Origin of the sequence: Dryocola mayonis (assembly GCF_051307045.1) — a bacterium.
In the GTDB taxonomy this organism is placed as follows: domain Bacteria; phylum Pseudomonadota; class Gammaproteobacteria; order Enterobacterales; family Enterobacteriaceae; genus Dryocola.
The window spans coordinates 1,855,275-1,876,522 of record NZ_CP150452.1 but is presented as its reverse complement, the minus strand read 5'-3'; the positions used below and the strand labels follow the sequence as shown (position 1 = coordinate 1,876,522).

Here is a 21,248-nt window from a genome sequence, read left to right as displayed (position 1 = left end):
TGCTTTATAAAATTAACCTGAACCGCAGGAAACCAGAATGGATAACGCCGTAGACAGACAGGTATTTTATATTTCCGACGGTACCGCAATTACCGCTGAAGTGCTCGGCCACGCGGTGATGTCACAATTCCCGGTGTCAATCAACAGCATCACGCTGCCGTTTGTGGAAAACGAAAGCCGCGCCAAAGCGGTAAAAGAGCAGATCGACGCCATTTTTCAGCAGTCCGGCGTCAGGCCGCTGGTTTTCTACTCCATCGTGCTGCCCGAGGTTCGCGACATCATTTTGCAAAGCGAGGGATTTTGCCAGGATATCGTGCAGGCGCTGGTGGCCCCCCTTACAGCAGGAATTACGGCTGGATCCCACGCCCGTCGCCCACCGCACCCACGGCCTTAATCCGGGCAACTTAATTAAATACGACGCCAGGATCGCCGCAATTGATTACACGCTTGCGCACGATGACGGCATTTCCATGCGCAATCTCGATCAGGCGCAGGTGATCCTGCTGGGGGTTTCCCGCTGCGGTAAAACGCCCACCAGCCTGTACCTGGCGATGCAGTTTGGCATCCGCGCCGCCAACTACCCTTTTATCGCCGACGACATGGACAACATTCAGCTGCCGGCGGTGCTGAAACCGCTTCAGCATAAGCTGTTCGGCCTGACGATTAACCCGGAGCGCCTCGCCGCCATTCGCGAAGAGCGTCGGGAAAACAGCCGCTATGCCTCAATGCGCCAGTGCCGTCTTGAGGTCGCCGAAGTCGAAGCGCTGTTCCGTAAAAATCAGATTCGTTACCTCAACAGCACCAATTATTCCGTTGAAGAGATGGCCACAAAAATCCTTGATATCATGGGCCTGAATCGCCGCATGTACTAAGAAACTAGTACACAAGGCGGATATTATCTGTCAGGATAGGCGCATTGCGGTGCCGTTATACCCTTTGTGTGGTTGAAATCGACATAAATTGGTTTATCGTGATCGCCATCACTTCCCGGCACTTTCGCCGTGCAGAAGACAAAAATTTCTGAGACATACCATGAACAAAACAGATGAACTGCGAACAGCGCGCATCGACAGCCTTGTTACACCTGCTGAACTGGCCGCGCGTTTGCCGGTGTCGCCGGAGGTCGCGCAAAATGTTATCGCCTCCCGCCGCCGCATTGAAAAAATCCTCAACGGTGAAGATAACCGCCTGCTGGCAATCGTTGGCCCGTGCTCCATCCACGACCTCGATGCGGCGATGGACTATGCCCGCCGCCTTGAAACGATGCGCCAGAAACACGGCGATCGTCTCGAAATCGTGATGCGCACCTATTTTGAAAAACCACGCACCGTGGTCGGCTGGAAGGGAATGATTTCCGATCCGGACCTGAACGGCAGCTACCGCGTCAACCACGGCATTGAACAAGCCCGCCGCCTGCTGCTGCAGGTTAACGAGCTGGGCGTGCCGACCGCCACGGAATTCCTCGATATGGTGGTCGGCCAGTTTATCGCCGATTTAATCAGCTGGGGCGCCATCGGCGCGCGCACCACCGAAAGCCAAATCCACCGCGAAATGGCCTCGGCCCTTTCCTGCCCGGTTGGCTTTAAAAACGGCACCGATGGCAATACCCGCATCGCCATCGACGCTATTCGCGCCGCGCGCGCCAGCCACATGTTCCTCTCGCCGGATAAAAACGGTCAGATGACGATTTACCAGACCAGCGGTAATCCGTTCGGCCATATCATCATGCGCGGCGGAAAGCAGCCGAACTACCACGCGACGGATATCGCCGCGGCCTGCGATAACCTGCAGGAATTTGATTTGCCGGAGCAGCTGGTTATCGACTTCAGCCACGGCAACTGCCAGAAGCAGCATCGCCGCCAGCTGGAAGTTTGTGAAGACGTGTGTAACCAGATCCGCAACGGCTCGCGCGCCATCGCCGGCGTGATGGCGGAAAGCTTTATCCGCGAAGGCACGCAGAAAATCGTGGCCGGGCAGCCGCTGGTATATGGCCAGTCGATTACCGATCCTTGCCTGAGCTGGGAAGATACCGAAGCCCTGCTTGAGATGCTGGCCGACGCCGCGGGCAGCCGTTTCGCAAATTAAAAATCCGCTCCTTCTCCGGCCGGAGGAGGAGCGAACTCCCCATAGTGCAAAATCGCTCCATTCACAAATTTCTCACAAATAACGCTTGCCGCTGAAACACAGTTTATTGATAATGATTATCATTGTTACCTTAATTATTATTTGTACACAGAGTGGAGCGTATGGATAAACCGTTCACCCCTGCAGCCCTTCAGCCCAAGGCTGAAATCCGCCAGATCGACAGTAAGGCATTACTGGGCTCTGACGGCCGCGTTGTGATTGTTCACGAAGGCCAGCAGTATCTGTTACGCCAGACCCAGGCCGGGAAGCTTATCCTGACCAAATAAACCAAAAATGCTTTCGCAAGCCACCCAGGTTATCCCCAGGCAGCCAGCGCTTTTCGTTTTTTCTTATGGAGAGTTGCGCTATGCCATTTTTACACACGGCCGGATTCCGCCTGTCGATTCTGACTATCGCGGTGTTCACCGCCCTGCCCGCCTGCGCCAAAGAAGACCAGGTTACCGTGGTCGCCACCGGCAACGTTCGCAGTACCTTCGAAGCGCCGATGATGGTCAGCGTTGTCGACGCCGATACGCCGGAAGGGCAAACCTCTTCTTCCGCAGCGGACATGCTGCGCAAGGTGCCGGGCATCACGCTTTCAGGCACCGGTCGCACTAACGGCCAGGACATATCCATGCGCGGCTATGACCGCCGCGGCGTGCTGATGCTGGTTGACGGCGTACGCCAGGGTACGGATACCGGGCATCTGAACAGCACCTTCCTCGATCCGGCTTTGGTAAAGCGCATTGAGGTCGTGCGCGGCCCCGCGGCCCTGCTTTACGGCAGCGGCGCGCTGGGGGGCGTTATCTCTTATGAAACCGCCGACGCCAGCGATCTGCTTTTTGAAGGCCAGAACAGCGGCTATCGCGTATTCGGCACCGGCGCAACCGGCGACCACAGCATCGGTATGGGCGCCAGCGCCTTTGGCCGCACGGACGATCTCGACGGCGTGGTTTCCTGGTCAAGCCGCGACCGCGGGGATATTCGCCAGAGCGACGGCGAAACCGCGCCCAATGATGAAAATATCAGCAATTTCCTGACCAAAGGCACCTGGCGCATCGACCCGGCCCAGTCCCTTTCAGGCTCCCTGCGCTATTACAACAACGACGCGCAGGAGCCGAAAAACCCGCAGACTACGGACGCGAACGATTCAAATCCAATGACCAATCGCTCGACCATTCAACGCGATGCCCAGCTGAAATACCATCTTGGCCCGCAGGATAACGACCTGCTCAACGCCGACGCCACCGCCTACTGGTCAGAAGCGCGCATCAACGCCCAGACGCAGGTCGACGGCGGCGAATTCCGTAAGCAGACCACCAAAGGCGGCAAGCTGGAAAACCGCAGCCGCCTGTTTAACGACAGCTTTGCTTCTCACCTGCTGACCTACGGCGGGGAGTACTATCGCCAGGAGCAGCATCCCGGCGGCAACACCACCGGCTTCCCGCAGGCGAAAATCGATTTCAGCTCCGGCTGGCTGCAGGATGAAATCACCCTGCGCGATATTCCGGTTTCCCTGCTCGCCGGCACGCGCTATGACAACTACAGCGGCAGCAGCGACGGCTACGACGACGTTGATGCCGACAGGTGGTCATCCCGCGGCGCGATTTCCGTCACGCCGGCCGACTGGCTGATGCTGTTTGGCTCCTACGCGCAGGCCTTCCGCGCGCCGACCATGGGCGAAATGTATAACGACGCCAAACATTTCTCTATCGGCAGCTTCTATACCAACTACTGGGTGCCGAACCCGAACCTGCGTCCTGAAACCAACGAAACGCAGGAGTACGGCTTCGGGCTGCGCTTTGACGACCTGATGCTGGCGAACGACGGCGTTGAGTTTAAGGCCAGCTACTTTGATACCAACGCGAAAGACTACATTTCCACCACCGTGGACTTCGCCAAAGCCACGACCATGTCCTATAACGTGCCGAACGCCAAAATCTGGGGCTGGGACATGACGGCTAAATACACCAGCGATCTGTTCAGCCTTGACGTGGCCTATAACCGTACCCGTGGTAAAGACCAGGATACCGGCGAGTGGATCTCAAGCCTGAACCCCGACACCGTCACCAGCGTGCTGGATATCCCGGTCGCGCAAAGCGGCTTCTCCGTCGGCTGGGTGGGAACCTTCGCAGAACGCTCAACGCATATCAGCAGCAGCTACAGCGCGCAGCCCGGCTACGGCGTGAACGATTTCTACGTCAGCTATCGCGGCCAGCAGCAGCTGCGCGGCCTGACCACCTCGCTGGTGTTCGGCAACGCCTTCGATAAAGAATACTGGTCGCCTCAGGGCCTTCCACAGGATGGCCGTAACGGCAAAATATTCGTCAGCTATCAATGGTAAGGAGCATCCCATGACGCAAATTTATGACGACTGGCTGCGGCTCAGGCAGCAGCACCCTAAAAAATACGCCCGCGACATCGCAAGGCTGATGAATATCAGCGAGGCCGGGCTGACCCACGCCCGCGTCGGGCACGACGCCTGGCGTTTAAAAGGTGAAATCCGCGACGTTCTGGCGTCGCTTGAAAGCGTGGGCGAAACCAAATCCATCTGCCGTAACGAATATGCGGTGCATGAACAGGTCGGCCGCTATGAGAACCAGCACCTTGAGGGGCACGCAGGCCTGGTGCTGAACCCGCGCGCGCTGGATTTACGCCTGTTTTTGCACCAGTGGGCAAGCGCCTTCCACGTTCGCGAAGCCAACACGCGCGGCGAGCGCCAGAGCATTCAGTTCTTTGACCATCAGGGCGATGCGCTGCTGAAGGTTTACGCCACGGACAACACCGATTTCGGCGCATGGGGACAAATGCTGGCGAAGTTTATTTATGCGGACAATCCGCCCCTGCGGCTGAAGCCGGCGGAGGAAGTCGTGATGACGCCGGCGCCGGACGCCCGCGAGGTAGAAGCTGAATGGCGCGCCATGCGCGATGTTCACCAGTTCTTCGGCCTGCTTAAACGCCATCAGCTTACCCGCCAGCAGGCGTTTCGGCTGGTCGCGGACGATCTGGCCCGGCAGGTGGATAACTCCGCTCTGGAACAGCTGCTGCAGCAGGCTTTGCAGGACAAAAACGAGATCATGATTTTTGTCGGCAACCGCGGCTGCGTGCAGATCTTCACCGGCGTGGTGGAAAAAGTTGTGCCGATGGATAACTGGATCAATATCTTCAACCCGGCGTTCACCCTGCACCTGATGGCCGATACCATCGCCGAAAGCTGGGTGACCCGTAAGCCCAGCGGCGACGGGTTTGTCACAAGCCTCGAGCTGTTCGCCGCCGACGGAACGCAAATCGCCCAGCTTTACGGCCAGCGCACCGAAGGCCAGCCGGAGCAGCAGCAGTGGCGCACCCAGCTTGAGAAGCTGACCGGCAAAGGGCTGGCGGCATGAAAGCCTGGCTGCCCCTGCTGTTTGCGCTGCCTTTATTCGCCAACGCGGCCGAACGCGTGGTGGCTATCGGCGGCGACGTCACGGAAATTGTTTTTGCTCTGGGGGCGGGTGAACGGCTGGTCGCCCGCGACAGCACCAGCCTGCATCCGGCGGCGGCGACGCAGATTCCGGATATAGGCTATATGCGCCAGCTTAATGCGGAGGGCATTCTGGCCATGCACCCGGACCTGGTGCTGGCGAGCGCGCAGGCGAAACCTTCGCTGGCGCTGGAGCAGGTTGCCGCAAGCAGGGTTGAGGTGGTGACGATTCCGGCGGAAAACTCGCTCAGCGGCATTGAAAGCAAAATCGCGGCGGTGGCGAAAGCCGTGGGTAAAACCGCTCAGGGCGAAGCGTTGCGTAAAGAAATCGGCGATAAGCTGGCCTCGGTTCCAACGCGGCAGCTGCCGGTAAAAGTGCTGTTTATCATGAGCCACGGCGGCATGTCGGCGATGGCCGCCGGGCAGCAAACGGCCGCCGATGCCGCGATTCGCGCCGCCGGTTTGCAAAACGCCATGCGGGGGTTTAACCGCTATCAGCCGCTTTCCCAGGAAGGAGTTATCGCCAGCCAGCCGGATCTGGTGCTGGTGACGGAAGACGGCGTAAAAACGCTGGGCGGAGAGAACAACGTCTGGGCGCTGCCGGGCCTTGCGCAAACGCCTGCGGGTAAAAACCATCAGCTGCTGGTGGTGGACGACATGGCGCTGCTGGGCTTTGGCCTGCAAACGCCGGATGCCGTTCTTACGCTGCGTAAAAAAGCGGAGCGGCTTCCGTGATGCGACGTCCTCTGCCTCGTCAGACCCTGTGGCTGCTTGGGCTTGCGCTGCTGGCGCTGGCGCTGGTTGCCACCAACCTTGGCGCGATGCGGCTTTCCATCGCCGTACTGTGGCAGGCGCACGATGAGGCGCTGCGTCATATCTGGCTTAACATTCGCCTGCCGCGGGTGCTGCTGGCGGCGCTGGTAGGGGGCGCTCTTGCCCTGTCGGGCTGTGTGATGCAGGGGCTGTTTCGCAACCCGCTTGCCGATCCGGGTTTGCTCGGCATCAGCAGCGGCGCGGCGCTTGCGGTGGGCCTGTCCGTCGTGCTGCCGCTCGCCCTGCCCGCCGTGCTGGCGCTGTATGCGCCCATGCTGGCGGCCTTTCTCGGCAGCCTTACGGTGACGCTGGCGATCTTTTTCCTCAGCCGCCAGGGCAGCCCGGGTCTTTCACGGCTGCTGTTAGTGGGGATCGCTATTAACGCCCTGTGCGGCGCGGCGGTGGGCGTACTTTCCTGGATTAGCAACGACGCCCAGCTGCGGCAGCTTTCCTTATGGGGCATGGGCAGCCTCGGCCAGGCCCAGTGGTCGACGCTGCTTGCCACCGCGTCATTTGTTCTTCCCGCCTCGCTCGGCATTGCGTTTCTTGCCTCGCGCCTCAACCTGCTGCAGCTCGGCGACGAAGAGGCGCATTATCTGGGCGTGGACGTGAAGCGTACCCAGCAGCGGCTGCTGATCCTCAGCGCCCTGCTCGTCGCGGCGGCGGTGGCGGTAAGCGGCGTCATCGGCTTTGTCGGGCTGGTTATCCCGCATCTGGTCAGGATGTGGCTGGGGGCCGATCACCGCTGGCTGATCCCAGGCTCGGCGCTGGCGGGCGCCATGCTGCTGCTGATTGCCGACACCCTCGCCCGCACGCTGGTCGCCCCGGCCGAAATGCCGGTGGGCCTGCTGACCAGCCTGCTCGGCGGCCCGTGGTTTTTAGCGCTGATTTTCCGTCAACGGAGGGAAACCGATGGCTGATGTTTTACAGGCCCGGCGCGTCTCGCTGCGGGCGGGAGAGCGTGTGCTGCTCAACGACGTTAGCCTTTCGCTCAGCCCAGGAGAGGTGGTGGCGCTGATCGGCCCCAACGGTGCGGGTAAATCAACCCTGCTGCGGGTGCTGACGGGTTATCAGCTGCCGGACGGCGGCGGCGTAAGCCTTGCGGAACGCCCGCTTGATGAATGGACGAACGAAGCGCTTTCGCGCCAGCGCGCGGTTATGCGCCAGCGCAGCGGCATGGCGTTTAGCTGGGCGGTTGAAGACGTTATCGCGATGGGACGCGCGCCGTGGCCGGCGAATGATACCCGCCGCGTCGTCAGCGAAGTGATGGCGCTAACCGGCAGCGATTCGCTTGCCGGACGCGATTTTTGCCAGCTTTCAGGCGGCGAGCAGCAAAGGGTACAGCTGGCGCGCGCGCTGGCGCAGCTCTGGCAGCGCGGCCAGCCGCACGGCTGGCTGTTTCTCGATGAGCCGACCTCCGCGCTGGATCTTTACCACCAGCAGCATATTTTGCGTTTGCTGCGCAGGCTGGCGCTGATGGGCACGCTCTCGGTTTGCGTCGTGGTGCACGATCTGAACCTGGCGGCGCTGTGGGCCGACCGCATCATCCTGCTGCACGAAGGCAAGGTGGTGGCGCAGGGTTCGCCGCAGGAGGTGCTCAGCGAAAAGACGCTGACGCGCTGGTATCAGGCGGAGTTAAAGGTGTTCAGCCATCCCGAACACCCGACGCCGCAAATCTGGCTGCAGCGGTAATCAGCTTGAACAGCTTACTTCAAGGCGCTTGCCCCAGTCCGGCGGACGCTGGGTTAACTCCCCTTCCATTTCCGCAAATGGCTGGCTCAGCGCCGCGTGCAGGCGCGCCAGCTCGCTTATGTCGCCCTGCTCGGCCCCGCTAATCGCACGCTGCGCCAGCCAGTTGCGCAGCACCAGCGAAGGATTGACCGCCTTCATGGCTTTTTGCCGTTCGGCGTCATCGACCTGTTCGGTCTGCAGCCGCTCGCGATAGCCTTTAAACCAGCTGTCGAAGCCGGCGCGATCGATAAATTCATCGCGCAGCGGCGAGTTCGCGTCATGCTGTTCCGTCTGGCTGAGCATGCGGAATGTACGGGTGTAATCGCTGCGTTCTTTCGCCATCAGGGCGAACAGTCCGGTCAGGATTTCGTTATCCGCTTTTTGTTCGGTACTCAGCCCCAGCTTAGCGCGCATCTGCATGCCGAAAGCGCGCATCAGGGCGAACTGATAATGATCGAGCGCCTCGTTGAGCTTCTCCACGGCAATAAACGGCGACAGCGACTGCGCCAGACGCTGCAGGTTCCACAGGCCTACGGCGGGCTGGTTATCAAAGGCGTAGCGCCCCTGATGATCGGAGTGGTTGCAGATATAGTCCGGCTGGTAGTCGTCCAGAAAACCGTACGGACCGTAATCCATCGTCAGGCCGAGAATCGACATATTGTCCGTATTCATAACGCCGTGCGCGAAACCGACGGTCTGCCAGAGGGCAATCAGCCTCGCCGTGCGTTCGACGACATCCCGGAACCAGAGTTCGTAGCGTTCCTTCTCCCCCACCAGTTCGGGCCAGTGATGTTCGATAACGTAATCCGCCAGCTGCTGCACTTTCTCCGGCTGGCGGCGGTAATAGAAGTGCTCGAAATGGCCGAAGCGAACGTGGCTTTGCGCCACGCGCAGCAGCATTGCGCCTTGTTCAGTGGTTTCACGCTGTACCGGCGTGTCGCTGGTTACGATGGTAAGCGCGCGGGTGGTCGGAATGCCTAACGCATGCATCGCTTCGCTGGCAAGAAACTCGCGGATGGTGGAGCGCAGCACGGCTCGCCCGTCGCCCATGCGTGAATAGGGCGTAAGGCCCGCGCCTTTCAGGTGCCAGTCGAATTTGCGGCCGTCTTTAAGCTGCTGTTCGCCCAGCAGGATACCGCGCCCGTCGCCAAGCTGGCCCGGCCCAGACGCCAAACTGATGCCCGCTGTACACCTGGGCCAGGGGCTGCATGCCGGGAAGCAGCGTTTCACCGCTCCAGATGCCGGCGTGCGCGGCATCGAACAGCGAGGCCTGCAGGCCGAGGTCGTCGGCAAGCTGGCGGCTGTGATACAGCAAACGCGCATTGTGCAGCGGCGTGGGCTTAAGCTCGGTATAAAAACCGGGCAGTTCATTTCGCCAGCTGTTGTTGAACACAACGGAGTTGAATACGGAATTATCAGTCATGGATCCCCCTGACTGATAGTGTAGTGGCTTCACGGCTATTTAAATACGGTGCGGTTGCAGGGTCTTTAGGGCGACAGCCCTGCATCAGGCAGCAGGAGATCCGTTAACGACTCGGCGGGCACCGCCGGCCAGAGGTTGCCCTGCATGGCTGTGAATCTCAGCACGCGGGCCTTTGCCCGCGCCTCCTCATCATCAATACCCGCGATTAGCAGGGCGCGGCAGAACGGTGAAATCTGATCCGTAATGGCCTGCATAAAAGGAATAAACGAGCTTTCGTGGATTTGCTTATGGATAAAACCTTTATCGAGCATGACCGAGGCAAACAAGCCGTCGAAAATTGACCTGGTGGTTGCGATGCCGGCGCCGAAGTTGCCCAGCGCCAGCGGGAAAAGCTTGCCTAATTCCCGCAGGCGCGGATTGTCGCCGCCAAGATTTAAATCGGCAAAACTCTCGTTAACCATTAGCTCAATGAAGGGCAACCGGCCGATGCGCGTAATTAAGTCCGGCTGCGAAAGAATAGCATCGGCGATATGTTCGTTTATATTTATCCACGCCAGGATTTGCTGCGCCATAAAGAAATGCTGGCAGCTTTCAAGTAATGATAACTTTTCGCAGAACAATGTTAATTCCTGTTCCGCGGATATATGAGGAAGCACCAGCTCCGTCGGAATACGCACCGGGGCATCGGCACCGACAAAATTTGTGATTATTTCGACGCCAAAAAGATCGCCTTGCGGCAAACGCACGGGCAGAAAGCAAAAATGCGCGCGATAAACAATATCCAGTGAGACGATCATATTGCCAGCCGTGATTCTACAAGGGGGAACGGCATCGTCACGCGATGAACGCCCAGCGTTAGCCGGATTGATTTTACTCTCATTAATGTCACCTTCATCCCTGAAGCTTTGTGAAATTTACCTTAAGGTATTTATTCAGCTTATCCTGGAAGCCTCTTTATGGCTAGTTTTACTGAACGCCGCGCACCGAGTCGCGGTGGATTATCAAAGGGGTGAAAGTTTCCACCTCGCAATTTTCATCCAGTAATTTGCGGGTGGCGAATCTGGCCATTTCACTAATCGGGAAATGTACGCTGGTTAATGCCGGGCGCACAAAGGCCGCGCGTTCGCCACTGTCATAACATATAAGGGATATATCCTGCGGAATGCGCAGGCCGCATTCGTTAATAGCCAGCATTGCGCCGATCGCCATTTCTTCATTACAGCAGTAAATAGCCGTGGGCCGCGATTTTTTAAGCAGGCCGGAGATCTGCAGATGGCCGCTTGGCATATCATATTCGCCCTCCAGCACCGCGACGGGCGCAAGGCCCGCCTGCGCCATAGCTTCTAAAAATCCCTGCCTGCGCAATAAGCTGGAAGCGCGGTTAGCTGGCCCGTGCAGACAGGCGATTGCCGTATGTCCGCCGTCGATAAAAACCTGAGTCGCAAGCCGGCTGGCGGCGCGGTGATCGAAAACCACGCAGCGATGTTCAAGCCCCGGAATTTCACGATCGAGCACGATAAATTTATGCTCCTGCCCGGCAAGCTGCAGCAGCTTTTCGTCCTCCAGCGCGCGCACATGCAAAACCAGCCCGTCACAGCGCAAATTATACAGCCGCTGCATGGCGTTCAGCTCTTTATCCGCAAAGCTGCGCCCCTGGGTGACCAGCAGCTGCTTGCCGTGCAGCTCCGTTTCGCTCTGCACGGTATCCATCAGCGCGCCGAAAAACCCGCCGCGGTAGGAAGTGGTGACCAGGCCGATAGTGTTGCTTTGACTTGAGGCCAGAGCGCGGGCGGCCGGATTGGGTGAATAGCCCAGCGCGGCGATAGCCGCTTCCACCTTGCTGCGCGTCTGGGCCTTAACGTTGGCGTCGCCGTTGACCACTCGTGATACGGTGGCGCGGGATACGCCTGCGCTTGCGGCAACGTCTTCCAGAGTAACCATGGAAATCCTTAACGGAAAGTCGGGTAACAACTTTTTGATCTTACCTGATATACGGCACGGCGCCTGGGTTAACCCCGGAATTGCGGAAGGGAGTCACGCTTTAGAAAAAAAGAGAGCGGCTGGCCCGTATGGGCCAGCGTGAAGGCTAGATGCGGCGCGCCTGCCAGAATTTTTTGCGCCAGTAGACGTTATCAAGGGAAGAACGCATGACTCCCCTGCTGGTGGAGGCGTGAATAAACTGATTGTCGGTATCGTAAATGCCGACGTGCAGACCGTTTTCCCCGTAGCCCGTTTTAAAGAATACCAGGTCGCCGGGGAGCAGATCGTCCTTATCGATTTCGGTGCCGATTTTGGCCTGCTGGCGCGTCTCCCGCGGGAGCTGTAAATCAAACTGATCGCGGAAGGTGGTGAGCACGAACCCGGAGCAGTCAACGCCGCGTCGGCTCATGCCGCCGTAGCTGTACGGCGTGCCGCGCCAGCCGCTGAGCTGGTCATTGAGTTTTGCTATCACCGTGATGGAGTCAGAAAGCCGGGGATTGGGCGGCGGCGCATGGTGGCTACACCCTGCGAGTATCAGACATGCCACTACAATAAACCATACGCGCATTTTCAGGCGGATCCTCACCCGTTTTATTATTGGCAGTAATTTAGCGCTTACCCCTAATTTGATGCAAGTTTTACCCTCCGGAGAGTGGGGTAATCAGCATGCTGTGCCCTTCAATCTGCAGGCGACGGAAATGCATATTGTAGGCGGCGGCCAAATGCTGCGGTAAAAGCACCTCGTCGCGGCTGCCCTGGGCAATCATCTTTCCCGCGCGCAGCAGCCAGACCTTATGGGCATGGCGTAACGAGTGGTTCAAATCATGGCTGCTCATGACCACCGCGACGCCTGCTTCGCAAAGCCTGATTAACTGCCCGTCGAGCGCCGCCTGCTGCGCCACGTCAAGGCTGTTCATCGGCTCATCAAGCAGCAGCAGTCGCCCTTGCGGATTAACCTCCGGATCTATCTGCAGGATGACCGCAGCCAGCCGGACCCGCTGCCACTCGCCGCCCGAGAGCTGGTTCACCGGGCGGCTGAGCTTATCCGTCAGCCAGAACGCCTGCGCGATCCGCATCATTACCGCTTCGGCCTCAGGCGCAGCCTGGTGCAGCTGCAGATAATGCCACACCGGCATGGCAAAAGGAGGCAGCTGCTGCTGGGCGAGGCAGGCACGGGTTTGCGCCAGCGCGGAGGGCGGCCACGCATCCAGCGCAAGCTCGTTTAGCCTAAGCTGCCCTTCTCCGGCAGACAAACCCGCCATCCGCATAATGAGCGTGCTTTTCCCGGCGCCGTTAGGCCCGACAAGATGAATCAGCTCGCCGGGCTTAACCGTGGCGGTAATGGGCCCCAGCCTTTCCGCAACGCAAACATCCTTTAGCTGCAAAAGCGACATGGCTTATTTCGCCAGCGCCACTTTGATGGCTTCCATTACGATCGGATCTTCCGGCGTCATATCCGGCGAGAAGCGCTGGATAACGTGGCCGTCGCGCCCGACGAGGAATTTCTCAAAGTTCCATAAAATATCGTCCGGATATAAAGGCGCGCGCCCTTTGCTGCTCAGGCGTTCGTAGAAACCGCTGCTTTCCGGCGCAACCGCGGTCGGCGCCGCGGCCACCAGCTTCTGGTACAGCGGATGACGGTTTTCACCGTTCACATCCAGTTTGCTGAACATTGGGAAGGTGACGCCATAGGTGGTGCTGCAGAAGGTTTTAATTTCTTCTTCGCTGCCCGGCTCCTGGCCCAGGAACTGGTTGCAGGGGAAAGCCAGCACGCAGAAGCCTTTAGGCTCCCAGGCCTTGTGGATATTCTCCAGCTGCTCATACTGCGCGGTCAGGCCGCACTTCGACGCCACGTTCACCAGCAGCAGCACCTTTCCTTTCCAGCGCTCAAGCGTGGTGGTCTCACCGTCGATGGTTTTGATTTCAGTATTCAGAATGTCTTGCATAGCGTCCCCTTAAGGAAAAGTACGGCGTTGTCTTGCGCAAAAATAAGCATAGCCTGCTAAGGCTGACGCCCGGCCTTTAATAATAGCCAGATAAAGAAACAAAATGCTAAATCTTTTGGCTGACAACCAGTTACCGAAAATGCCAGGCATTAGCTAAGCCGTCAGGCGATGAGTTGACATTGTCAACTCACCTCGCCTTATGCTATCGTGACCGGCATGAATAATGAGTTGATCGATTTACTGCGTACGGTTTCCGGCGCTTTTCAAAAGCGCATGCAGGAGCAAATCGCCGGCAATGATTTTGGTTTAACGGTTTTCCAGGCTCGCCTGATTAATATCATCGGACGAAATCACGGCATCTCGCAGCTTAATCTGGGGCTGGCCACCGACCGGGATAAGGCGCAGATAGCTCGCGCCGTTAAGGAACTCGAAACCCTTGGCTTCGTTGCGCGCAGCACGCGCGCTCCGGACTGGCGCACCAAATGCCTGACGCTAACCCCGGAAGGCAGGCGGATACATGCCCACCTGAAAGATATCCGCAGCCGGCTCGCGGCCGACATGCTGCGCGGCTTGTCCGACGAGGAGAAACATACTTTACAACTGAGCCTGGAAAAAATGGTCGCTGCGTTTCAAAACTAGCGGCCGACCAACCCGCAATTTACGACTCTCCCCCGCCAACAAACCCTATGGAACAAAGCATATTTATGAAAAATAAAACCCGGCAGACGTTGATGCTGCTCAGGTTGAGCATTCAGTTCGCTATTGCGCTGCTGCTCAGTTTAGTGATTACCCTTATCAACTACGGCTATTCGGCAGGATTTATCCTGAACTGGACGAAAGGATTTTTCGTCGCCTTCATTATTATCCCGCTGGCCTTGCGGCTTATCCCCCTGGTTGCGAAGTGCCTGCGCACCGTCCTTACAGGCCGCTCTGTTTTTGTCATTCGCTGTGCGGTTGCGGTTTGCGTCGCCTGTATGATGGAAGGAATTATTTCGTTTGCGATTACCGTCGCCCAGCGGGGGTTTGAACCAGGCTGGCCGCTGGTCTGGGGCACCGCGTTCCTGAAGGCGCTACCGGTTGGGCTGCTCATAGGCTTCACCATGACCTTTATCGTTCAGCCCCGCCTGCAGAAGCTGGCCGTTTCCGCCTAAACGTTTTTTCCTGCCTGCAGGCCGTGGCGACTGAATATTTGCAAAGGTAAAACGATCGGTTTACCCTGGTAAAGATGAAGAAACGACAAGACATCCTGCAGGCCGCCGAAAGACTTTTTTATCGCAACGGCTTTCACGCCACCAGCACCGACCAGATATGCAGCGAGGCGGGCGTATCAACGCGCACTTTTTATCGCTATTTCCCCTCCCGGGAAACGCTAACCTTGCGCGTTATGGAAGCGCGCAAGGAACGTTTTTTCGCGCAGCTTCTGCCCGCCGGGCATCCGCAAGCGGTGAGCAGCCTTTTTAAAGTGCTTGAGCAATGGACACGGGAACAGGGCGCGCTGGGATGCTTCTTTGCCAAAGCCTGGGGTGAGTATGCGCAGCAGGATATGATGCTGGCTGCTCAGGCTCTGGATTACCGCTATGCGCTTCGCGAATACGTTGCGGCCTGCGTAAGCCATTCCCATAGCCCTTTCGATGAAGGGCTGGTTAACGCTATCTGGATGCTGTTCGAAGGTGCCGTCACCTCCGCCCTGATTATGGGGCCCGATGCCGCCGTCCAGGCTGAACATGCAGCGGCCGCGTTAATGGGCGCCGGTGAGAGCAAGCCGTGAAAGCTTCCTTTGCGCTCGGCCCTCGCCGGTTTCTCGCTGATTGCCGTAACCTACGGCATGGCGAGATTCTCCTGGGGGCTGATGATGCCGGCCATCGTAAAGGACGTCCCCTTTTCTCCCTATGTTGCAGGGTTTATTGCCGCCTGCAGTTATGCGGCCTACTGCCTGTCAACGGCAGGCGCATCGTTTTGCGTGATAAGGTTTGGCCCGCGATGGCCTGCCGTCATTTCCACCCTGTGCGCGGCGGCCGGCCTGTTTCTGCTCGCCTGTTCTTTTTCTCCCCTGATGCTTGCCGGCGGGCTTTTTATTGCCGGACTGAGCTCCGGGCTGGCCTCGCCTTCGCTGGCAGGCGCTGTCGCCCGCGCTATTCCTGAAAAGCAGCAAACGCTGGCGAACACCGTTATCAATGCCGGAACCAGCGCAGGCATCATACTGTCGGTGCTTGTCCTGCTTATTGTCCCCGGCGGATGGCGTATCGCCTGCGTGATTTTTGGCGTTATGGCGCTCCTGTGCCTGGCGCCGGTTATTCGTTACCTGCCCGGCCGCGGCCTTGCTGACGGCGGGAAGAAAAACAGCTGGCGTGAAATCTTTTTGAGCAGGCCGATGCGGCGTCTTGCCATTATTTCATTCGTCAGCGGAACGGCCAGCGCCGCATGGTGGAGCTTCGGGCCAGAAATACTGCATCATCATTCTGGCGTGGACAGCTCAACTACCGGCGTGCTGTGGATGATAAGCGGAGGAGCGGGAATTCTTGCCGTGCTGACAGGCCCCGTGACGGCCGTCATCGGCATGCGGCAGCTCTACCGCCTGTCACAATTCTTTATGGCGGCGCCGCTTGTTCTGTTCGCCTTCAGCCAGGGGTTCTCATGGTGGTTATTTCCGGCGGTAGCGCTCTGCGGAGCGGGCTACGTCGTACTGTCCGGCGTGCTGCTGGTCTGCGCGACCTCATCTGCGAAAAAATCGCCGGCCTCCGGGGTGACGGTTGCTTTCTTTATGCTGGCCGCAGGACAGATAGCAGGGTCGATAGCCTTTGGCCAGCTGTATGCCGCGGCCGGGGCGACCATCGCGCTGACGAGCTTTGCCACGCTTTCCATAACGATGATGTTTCTGGCGCCGGCAGAGTAGTTTTCAGCTATTACAGCGGCTTTAACGGCTGGCCTTCAACAATAGCCAGATAAATACCGGCGCGCCTAACGTCGCCGTGACAACGCCTATCGGCAGCTCGGCGGAAGCGAGCGCCAGGCGAGCGATAATATCCGCCCCCAGCAACGTGCCGGCTCCGGCAAGCGCGCTGGCGGGCAATAAAATTCGGTGATCGGTCAGCCCTTTCAGGCGCAGCATATGCGGAATAACCAGCCCGATAAACCCGATTGCCCCGGCAAGGGCAACGCTTACCCCTACCAGCCAGCCGGTGGCGATAACCAGAATATTGCGCCATAGCCAAACCGACAGCCCCAGCTGACGCGCGGATATTTCCCCCAGCGCCATCAGGTTCAGGGGCGCATAGCTGCGGCACAGCCAGAGCATCACCGGCAGCAGCGACACCATCAGCCACCACTGCCGCCAGTCCACTCCGCCAAAGCCGCCCATCATCCAGTACATAAGCTGGCGTAAATCGAGGCTGGTGCTGAAATAGACCGCCCAGGTCATCAGCGCGCTACAGATAATCCCCAGCGCCACGCCCGCCAGCAGCAGACGGCTGGTGGAAAGATGACGACGGGAAAAACGTAGCAGAATAAGGGTAATAAGCAGCGCCCCGACGATGGCGCACACGCCCAAAGCCCAGTCGGGAAGCATGCCCTGCCCAAGCACCACGCCCGCGATAAGCGCAACGCCGGCGCCATTAGAAACGCCCAGTAAGCCGGGTTCCGCAAGCGGGTTTTCAAACAGCGCCTGCATGATGGTGCCGGAAACAGCCAAAGCGGCCCCGACTAACAAAACAGCAAGCGTGCGCGGCAGACGTATCTGCCAGATAAAAAGCCGCGCCTCGTCGCTCAGCCACTGCTGCGGCGCAAACCAGCGATCGCCCGCGCACAGGCTCAGCACGCTCATGGCGATCGTCGTCACCAGCAGGATGATGAGCCATAAGCGTTCAACGCGGCGTTGTCGGGAGACGAAAGTGAGCATTCGGAAGACGGGTCCATAGAGTCGCAGCCAGGCGACTGATTTTACGGGGAGTTTGTCCGCAAGGACAAGCAAAGAAAAAGGCCGCGGATGCGGCCTTTTTGGTTAACTCAGGTTACTCGTCTTTTGGCGACGCGTTTTCAACCCGACTTTTTAACTTCTGACCTGGTCGGAAAGTCACCACACGACGAGCCGTGATGGGAATATCTTCACCGGTCTTCGGGTTACGCCCGGGACGTTGGTTTTTATCGCGTAAGTCAAAATTACCAAAACCTGATAGTTTAACCTGCTCGCCGTTTTCCAGAGCGCGACGGATCTCTTCGAAAAACAGCTCTACCAGCTCTTTAGCGTCTCGTTTGCTAAGCCCAAGCTTATCAAACAGATATTCTGACATTTCAGCTTTTGTAAGCGCCATACGTTCAATCCCTCAATGATGCCTGGAATCGCTCTTTTAATGCCTCTACGCATTTTGCAACGGTAGCGGCAATCTCCTCTTCTTCGAGTGTACGGCCGGTATCCTGAAGGATAAGGCTGATGGCCAGGCTCTTATAACCTTCGGCTACGCCCTTGCCACGGTACACATCAAACAAGTTTACGCCAACTACCTGATTTGCGCCAACTTTCTTACATTCGCCCAAAATATCTGCTGCGGGAACGTTTTCAGCAACCACCACGGCGATGTCGCGACGGTTGGCCGGGAAGCGCGAAATCTCCTGCGCCTCAGGCACCGCGCGGTCTGCGACCTTGTTCCACAGCACTTCAAATACCAGCGTACGGCCATTGAGAGAAAGCTTACGCTCAAGCTCCGGATGCACAACACCAATGAAACCAATGCATTCGCCATATAAATAAATGGCAGCACTTTGGCCAGGATGCAAGGCCGGGTTGCTCGCCGCGCGGAATTCGATGTCGGAAAGCTTACCCGTCAGATCGAGAACGGATTCCAGATCGCCCTTCAAATCATAGAAGTCGACGGTATTGCGCGCCAGATCCCAGTGTTCTTCGTAACGGTTGCCGCAGATGGCGCCAGCCAGCATAAGATCCTGACGGATGCCGAGGTCTGCCTGAGTATCAGGCACAAAGCGCAGGCCCGTTTCGAAGATACGCACGCGGCTTTGCTGGCGGTTCTGGTTATAAACCACCGTCCCCAGCAGGCCGGTCAGCAGCGACAGACGCATCGCGGACATATCGCTGGAAATCGGATTAGGCAGAATCAGATTTTCTTCGCCCGGGTGCAGCAGCTGCTGGATCTTAGGATCCACAAAGCTGTAGGTGATCACTTCCTGGTAGCCTTTATCCACCAGCATGGTTTTCACGCGCTTAAGGGACAGGTCCGCTTCGCGATGGGTGCCCATCACCAGGCCTGCCTGCACCGGCTCATCGGGGATGCTGTTATAACCGTAGACGCGCGCAACTTCTTCGACCAGATCTTCTTCAATCTGCATGTCGAAGCGCCAGCTCGGCGCAACGGCCGTCCACCGATCCTGACCGTCGGTCACCTCACAGCCCAGGCGGCGCAGGATATCGCCAACCTGCGCATCGTCAATATGATGGCCAATCAGGCGATCCAGCTTGCTGCGACGCAGGGTAATGGTGGCGGGTTGCGGCAGATGCGCATCGTTTGTCACATCGATAACCGGCCCGGCTTCGCCGCCGCACAGGTCGATAAGCAGGCGGGTCGCACGTTCCATCGCTTTATACTGCAGGGCCGGATCCACGCCGCGCTCATAGCGATGGGAGGCGTCGGTATGCAGGCCATGGCGACGAGCGCGGCCGGTGATGGACAGCGGGCTGAAGAAGGCGCATTCCAGCAGGACATTCCTGGTTTCATCGTTCACACCGGAATGTTCACCGCCAAAGATACCGCCCATGGCCAGCGCTTTAGCATGATCGGCAATCACTAACGTATCGGCGTTTAACTTCGCTTCGTTGCCGTCCAGCAGGGTCAGCGTTTCATTCTCTTGCGCCATACGCACAACGATGCCGCCGTCGATACGGTCCAGATCGAAGGCGTGCATCGGCTGGCCGAGTTCCAGCAGCACATAGTTAGTGACGTCAACAACGGCGTCAATGGAGCGAATGCCGCAGCGGCGCAGCTTCTCTTTCATCCACAGCGGGGTTGGCGCCTTAACGTTAATGCCTTTAACGACGCGGCCCAGATAACGCGGGCAGGCTTCGGCGGCGTCGACGCGAATGGAGACGGTATCTGTAATAGTCGCCGCCACCGGCGCCATGTCCGGCTCGTTTAACGGCAGCTTGTTCAGCACGGCAACGTCACGTGCCACGCCGATAATGCCCAGGCAGTCGGCGCGGTTTGGCGTCACGCTGATTTCGATGGTGTTATCGTCAAGCTGCAGGTATTCACGAATATCCGTACCGATCGGCGCATCCGCAGGCAGTTCGATAATGCCGTTATGGTCGTCGGAAATACCCAGCTCGGAGAATGAGCACAGCATGCCTTCAGACGGCTCGCCGCGCAGCTTAGCCGCTTTGATTTTAAAATCGCCGGGCAGGACCGCCCCGACGGTCGCCACCGCTACCTTCAGGCCCTGACGGCAGTTTGGCGCGCCGCAGACGATATCAAGCAGGCGATCGCCGCCCACGTTAACTTTTGTCACGCGCAGTTTGTCCGCGTTCGGGTGCTGGGCGCACTCAACGACTTCCCCGACCACTACGCCGTTAAAGCTGCCCGCGACCGCGTCTACGCCGTCAACTTCAAGACCGGCCATGGTGATTTGATCGCAAAGCGCTTCGCTGCCGTTGGCTGGATTTACCCATTCGCGTAACCAGAGTTCACTGAATTTCATTGGCTATCCCGCCCTTATTTAAACTGTTTGAGGAAACGTAAATCATTTTCGAAGAATGCGCGCAAATCGGTTACGCCGTAGCGCAGCATGGTCAGGCGCTCCATGCCCATGCCGAAGGCGAAGCCGGAATAGACTTCCGGATCGATACCGACGTTACGCAGCACGTTCGGATGCACCATGCCGCAGCCCAGCACTTCAAGCCACTTGCCGTTTTTACCCATCACATCCACTTCCGCGGACGGTTCGGTAAACGGGAAGTAGGACGGACGGAAACGGATCTGCAGATTTTCTTCAAAGAAGTTATTCAGGAAGTCGTGCAGCGTGCCTTTCAGGTTGGTGAAGCTGATGTTTTTATCGACGATCAGACCTTCCATCTGATGGAACATTGGGGTGTGGGTCTGATCGTAATCGTTACGGTATACGCGGCCCGGGGCGATGATGCGAATCGGCGGCTGCTTGTCTTTCATGGTGCGGATTTGTACGCCGGAGGTTTGCGTACGCAGCAGGCGGGTGGCGTCGAACCAGAAGGTATCGTGATCCGCGCGCGCCGGGTGGTGGCCTGGAATATTCAGCGCGTCGAAGTTATGGTAGTCATCTTCGATTTCCGGGCCGGTTGCCACGGTGAAGCCAAGCTCGCCGAAGAAGTGCTCAATACGGTCGATAGTACGGGTAACCGGATGCAGCCCGCCGTTTTCGATGCGGCGGCCAGGCAGAGAAACGTCGATGGTCTCCTGCGCCAGGCGAGCGTTCAGCGCGGCGCTTTCCAAAAAGGCTTTGCGCGCGTTCAGCGCTTCCTGCACCTGCTCTTTAGCTTCGTTGATTACCGCGCCTGCCGCCGGACGCTCTTCCGCCGGCAGTTCACGCAGGGTGGTCATCTGGAGGGTCAGGTGCCCTTTCTTCCCTAAATACTCGACGCGTACGCTATCTAACGCGGCAACATCCTGGGCCTCGTTTATGGCGGCCGTGGCAACGGCAACCAGCTCTGCGAGATGTGGCATGGTATTCCTCTTATGCCGGCATAATTACCGGGGTAGTTTGTCTGTATTCACAATACGATATGCAAAAAAAA

20 protein-coding genes, 2 pseudogenes and 1 other annotated feature (1 of these 23 only partly in view) are annotated in these 21,248 nt (G+C 58.2%); of the genes and pseudogenes, 12 read left to right on the top strand and 10 right to left on the bottom strand.

Annotation, left to right across the window (positions count from 1 at the left end):
- The first annotated feature begins 37 nt into the window (after positions 1 to 37).
- From ppsR to WLO32_RS09120, 8 genes and pseudogenes are all read left to right on the top strand, one after another.
- Positions 38 to 872: pseudogene (gene ppsR, locus WLO32_RS09155) on the top strand (posphoenolpyruvate synthetase regulatory kinase/phosphorylase PpsR).
- Positions 873 to 1,032: 160 nt separating this feature from the next.
- Positions 1,033 to 2,085 (top strand): 3-deoxy-7-phosphoheptulonate synthase, encoded by a 1,053-nt coding sequence (locus tag WLO32_RS09150; RefSeq protein WP_435948026.1) that lies wholly within the window; start codon positions 1,033 to 1,035, stop codon positions 2,083 to 2,085.
- A gap of 161 nt (positions 2,086 to 2,246) precedes the next feature.
- Complete coding sequence (hemP, locus tag WLO32_RS09145) at positions 2,247 to 2,411, top strand: hemin uptake protein HemP (RefSeq protein WP_435948025.1); 165 nt, start codon at positions 2,247 to 2,249, stop codon at positions 2,409 to 2,411.
- 80 nt (positions 2,412 to 2,491) lie between these two features.
- Positions 2,492 to 4,468: a TonB-dependent hemoglobin/transferrin/lactoferrin family receptor gene (locus tag WLO32_RS09140; protein WP_435948024.1), complete on the top strand. Its 1,977-nt coding sequence runs from the start codon at positions 2,492 to 2,494 to the stop codon at positions 4,466 to 4,468.
- Positions 4,469 to 4,478: 10 nt separating this feature from the next.
- The gene (locus WLO32_RS09135; RefSeq protein WP_435948023.1) at positions 4,479 to 5,510 is read left to right on the top strand and encodes a hemin-degrading factor; all 1,032 of its coding nucleotides are present in this window, start codon (positions 4,479 to 4,481) and stop codon (positions 5,508 to 5,510) included.
- On the top strand, positions 5,507 to 6,322 hold the full coding sequence (locus WLO32_RS09130; protein WP_435948022.1) for a heme/hemin ABC transporter substrate-binding protein: 816 nt from the start codon (positions 5,507 to 5,509) through the stop codon (positions 6,320 to 6,322). The genes WLO32_RS09135 and WLO32_RS09130 overlap by 4 nt, the downstream gene beginning before the upstream one ends.
- Positions 6,322 to 7,320: a FecCD family ABC transporter permease gene (locus tag WLO32_RS09125; RefSeq protein ID WP_435948021.1), complete on the top strand. Its 999-nt coding sequence runs from the start codon at positions 6,322 to 6,324 to the stop codon at positions 7,318 to 7,320. Before WLO32_RS09130 ends, WLO32_RS09125 begins: the two co-directional genes overlap by 1 nt.
- Positions 7,313 to 8,092 (top strand): heme ABC transporter ATP-binding protein, encoded by a 780-nt coding sequence (locus tag WLO32_RS09120; protein WP_435948020.1) that lies wholly within the window; start codon positions 7,313 to 7,315, stop codon positions 8,090 to 8,092. Before WLO32_RS09125 ends, WLO32_RS09120 begins: the two co-directional genes overlap by 8 nt.
- Here the strand turns inward: WLO32_RS09120 and selO are convergent.
- From selO to WLO32_RS09090, 6 genes and pseudogenes are all read right to left on the bottom strand, one after another.
- A pseudogene (selO, locus tag WLO32_RS09115) lies at positions 8,093 to 9,554 on the bottom strand (protein adenylyltransferase SelO).
- Positions 9,555 to 9,619: 65 nt separating this feature from the next.
- Complete coding sequence (locus WLO32_RS09110; protein WP_435948019.1) at positions 9,620 to 10,126, bottom strand: hypothetical protein; 507 nt, start codon at positions 10,124 to 10,126, stop codon at positions 9,620 to 9,622.
- Positions 10,127 to 10,520: 394 nt separating this feature from the next.
- Entirely contained in the window at positions 10,521 to 11,495 is a 975-nt protein-coding gene (locus tag WLO32_RS09105; protein WP_435948018.1) for a LacI family DNA-binding transcriptional regulator, read from the bottom strand.
- Between the two features lie 145 nt (positions 11,496 to 11,640).
- Positions 11,641 to 12,102, bottom strand: a complete 462-nt coding sequence (locus WLO32_RS09100) for an NlpC/P60 family protein (protein ID WP_435948017.1) — start codon at positions 12,100 to 12,102, stop codon at positions 11,641 to 11,643.
- Positions 12,103 to 12,172: 70 nt separating this feature from the next.
- Positions 12,173 to 12,928, bottom strand: a complete 756-nt coding sequence (btuD, locus tag WLO32_RS09095; protein WP_435948016.1) for a vitamin B12 ABC transporter ATP-binding protein BtuD — start codon at positions 12,926 to 12,928, stop codon at positions 12,173 to 12,175.
- A 3-nt stretch (positions 12,929 to 12,931) separates the two neighbouring features.
- On the bottom strand, positions 12,932 to 13,480 hold the full coding sequence (locus WLO32_RS09090) for a glutathione peroxidase (RefSeq protein ID WP_435948015.1): 549 nt from the start codon (positions 13,478 to 13,480) through the stop codon (positions 12,932 to 12,934).
- Between the two features lie 216 nt (positions 13,481 to 13,696).
- Here WLO32_RS09090 and WLO32_RS09085 point away from each other — a divergent pair, with 216 nt between their 5' ends.
- From WLO32_RS09085 to WLO32_RS09070, 4 genes are all read left to right on the top strand, one after another.
- Positions 13,697 to 14,119, top strand: coding sequence for a MarR family winged helix-turn-helix transcriptional regulator (locus WLO32_RS09085; protein ID WP_435948014.1), 423 nt, complete (start codon positions 13,697 to 13,699; stop codon positions 14,117 to 14,119).
- A gap of 65 nt (positions 14,120 to 14,184) precedes the next feature.
- Positions 14,185 to 14,631 carry a DUF2798 domain-containing protein gene (locus tag WLO32_RS09080; protein WP_435948013.1) on the top strand — a complete coding sequence of 149 codons (447 nt, stop codon included), beginning with the start codon at positions 14,185 to 14,187 and terminating at the stop codon, positions 14,629 to 14,631.
- 74 nt (positions 14,632 to 14,705) lie between these two features.
- Positions 14,706 to 15,248: a TetR/AcrR family transcriptional regulator gene (locus WLO32_RS09075; protein ID WP_435948012.1), complete on the top strand. Its 543-nt coding sequence runs from the start codon at positions 14,706 to 14,708 to the stop codon at positions 15,246 to 15,248.
- Between the two features lie 9 nt (positions 15,249 to 15,257).
- On the top strand, positions 15,258 to 16,373 hold the full coding sequence (locus WLO32_RS09070; protein ID WP_435948011.1) for an MFS transporter: 1,116 nt from the start codon (positions 15,258 to 15,260) through the stop codon (positions 16,371 to 16,373).
- 21 nt (positions 16,374 to 16,394) lie between these two features.
- On the opposite strand, the gene btuC is transcribed toward WLO32_RS09070, so the two are convergent.
- The 4 genes from btuC to pheS all read right to left on the bottom strand — a co-directional run bounded on the left by btuC (position 16,395) and on the right by pheS (position 21,177).
- The gene (btuC, locus tag WLO32_RS09065; protein WP_435948010.1) at positions 16,395 to 17,375 is read right to left on the bottom strand and encodes a vitamin B12 ABC transporter permease BtuC; all 981 of its coding nucleotides are present in this window, start codon (positions 17,373 to 17,375) and stop codon (positions 16,395 to 16,397) included.
- Positions 17,376 to 17,487: 112 nt separating this feature from the next.
- On the bottom strand, positions 17,488 to 17,787 hold the full coding sequence (gene ihfA / locus WLO32_RS09060; RefSeq protein ID WP_001229265.1) for an integration host factor subunit alpha: 300 nt from the start codon (positions 17,785 to 17,787) through the stop codon (positions 17,488 to 17,490).
- A 4-nt stretch (positions 17,788 to 17,791) separates the two neighbouring features.
- Positions 17,792 to 20,179, bottom strand: coding sequence for a phenylalanine--tRNA ligase subunit beta (pheT, locus tag WLO32_RS09055; RefSeq protein WP_435948009.1), 2,388 nt, complete (start codon positions 20,177 to 20,179; stop codon positions 17,792 to 17,794).
- Positions 20,180 to 20,193: 14 nt separating this feature from the next.
- Positions 20,194 to 21,177, bottom strand: coding sequence for a phenylalanine--tRNA ligase subunit alpha (gene pheS, locus WLO32_RS09050; RefSeq protein ID WP_435948008.1), 984 nt, complete (start codon positions 21,175 to 21,177; stop codon positions 20,194 to 20,196).
- Positions 21,178 to 21,240: 63 nt separating this feature from the next.
- Positions 21,241 to 21,248 (bottom strand) — a sequence feature (Phe leader region) (it continues 116 nt past the right edge of the window).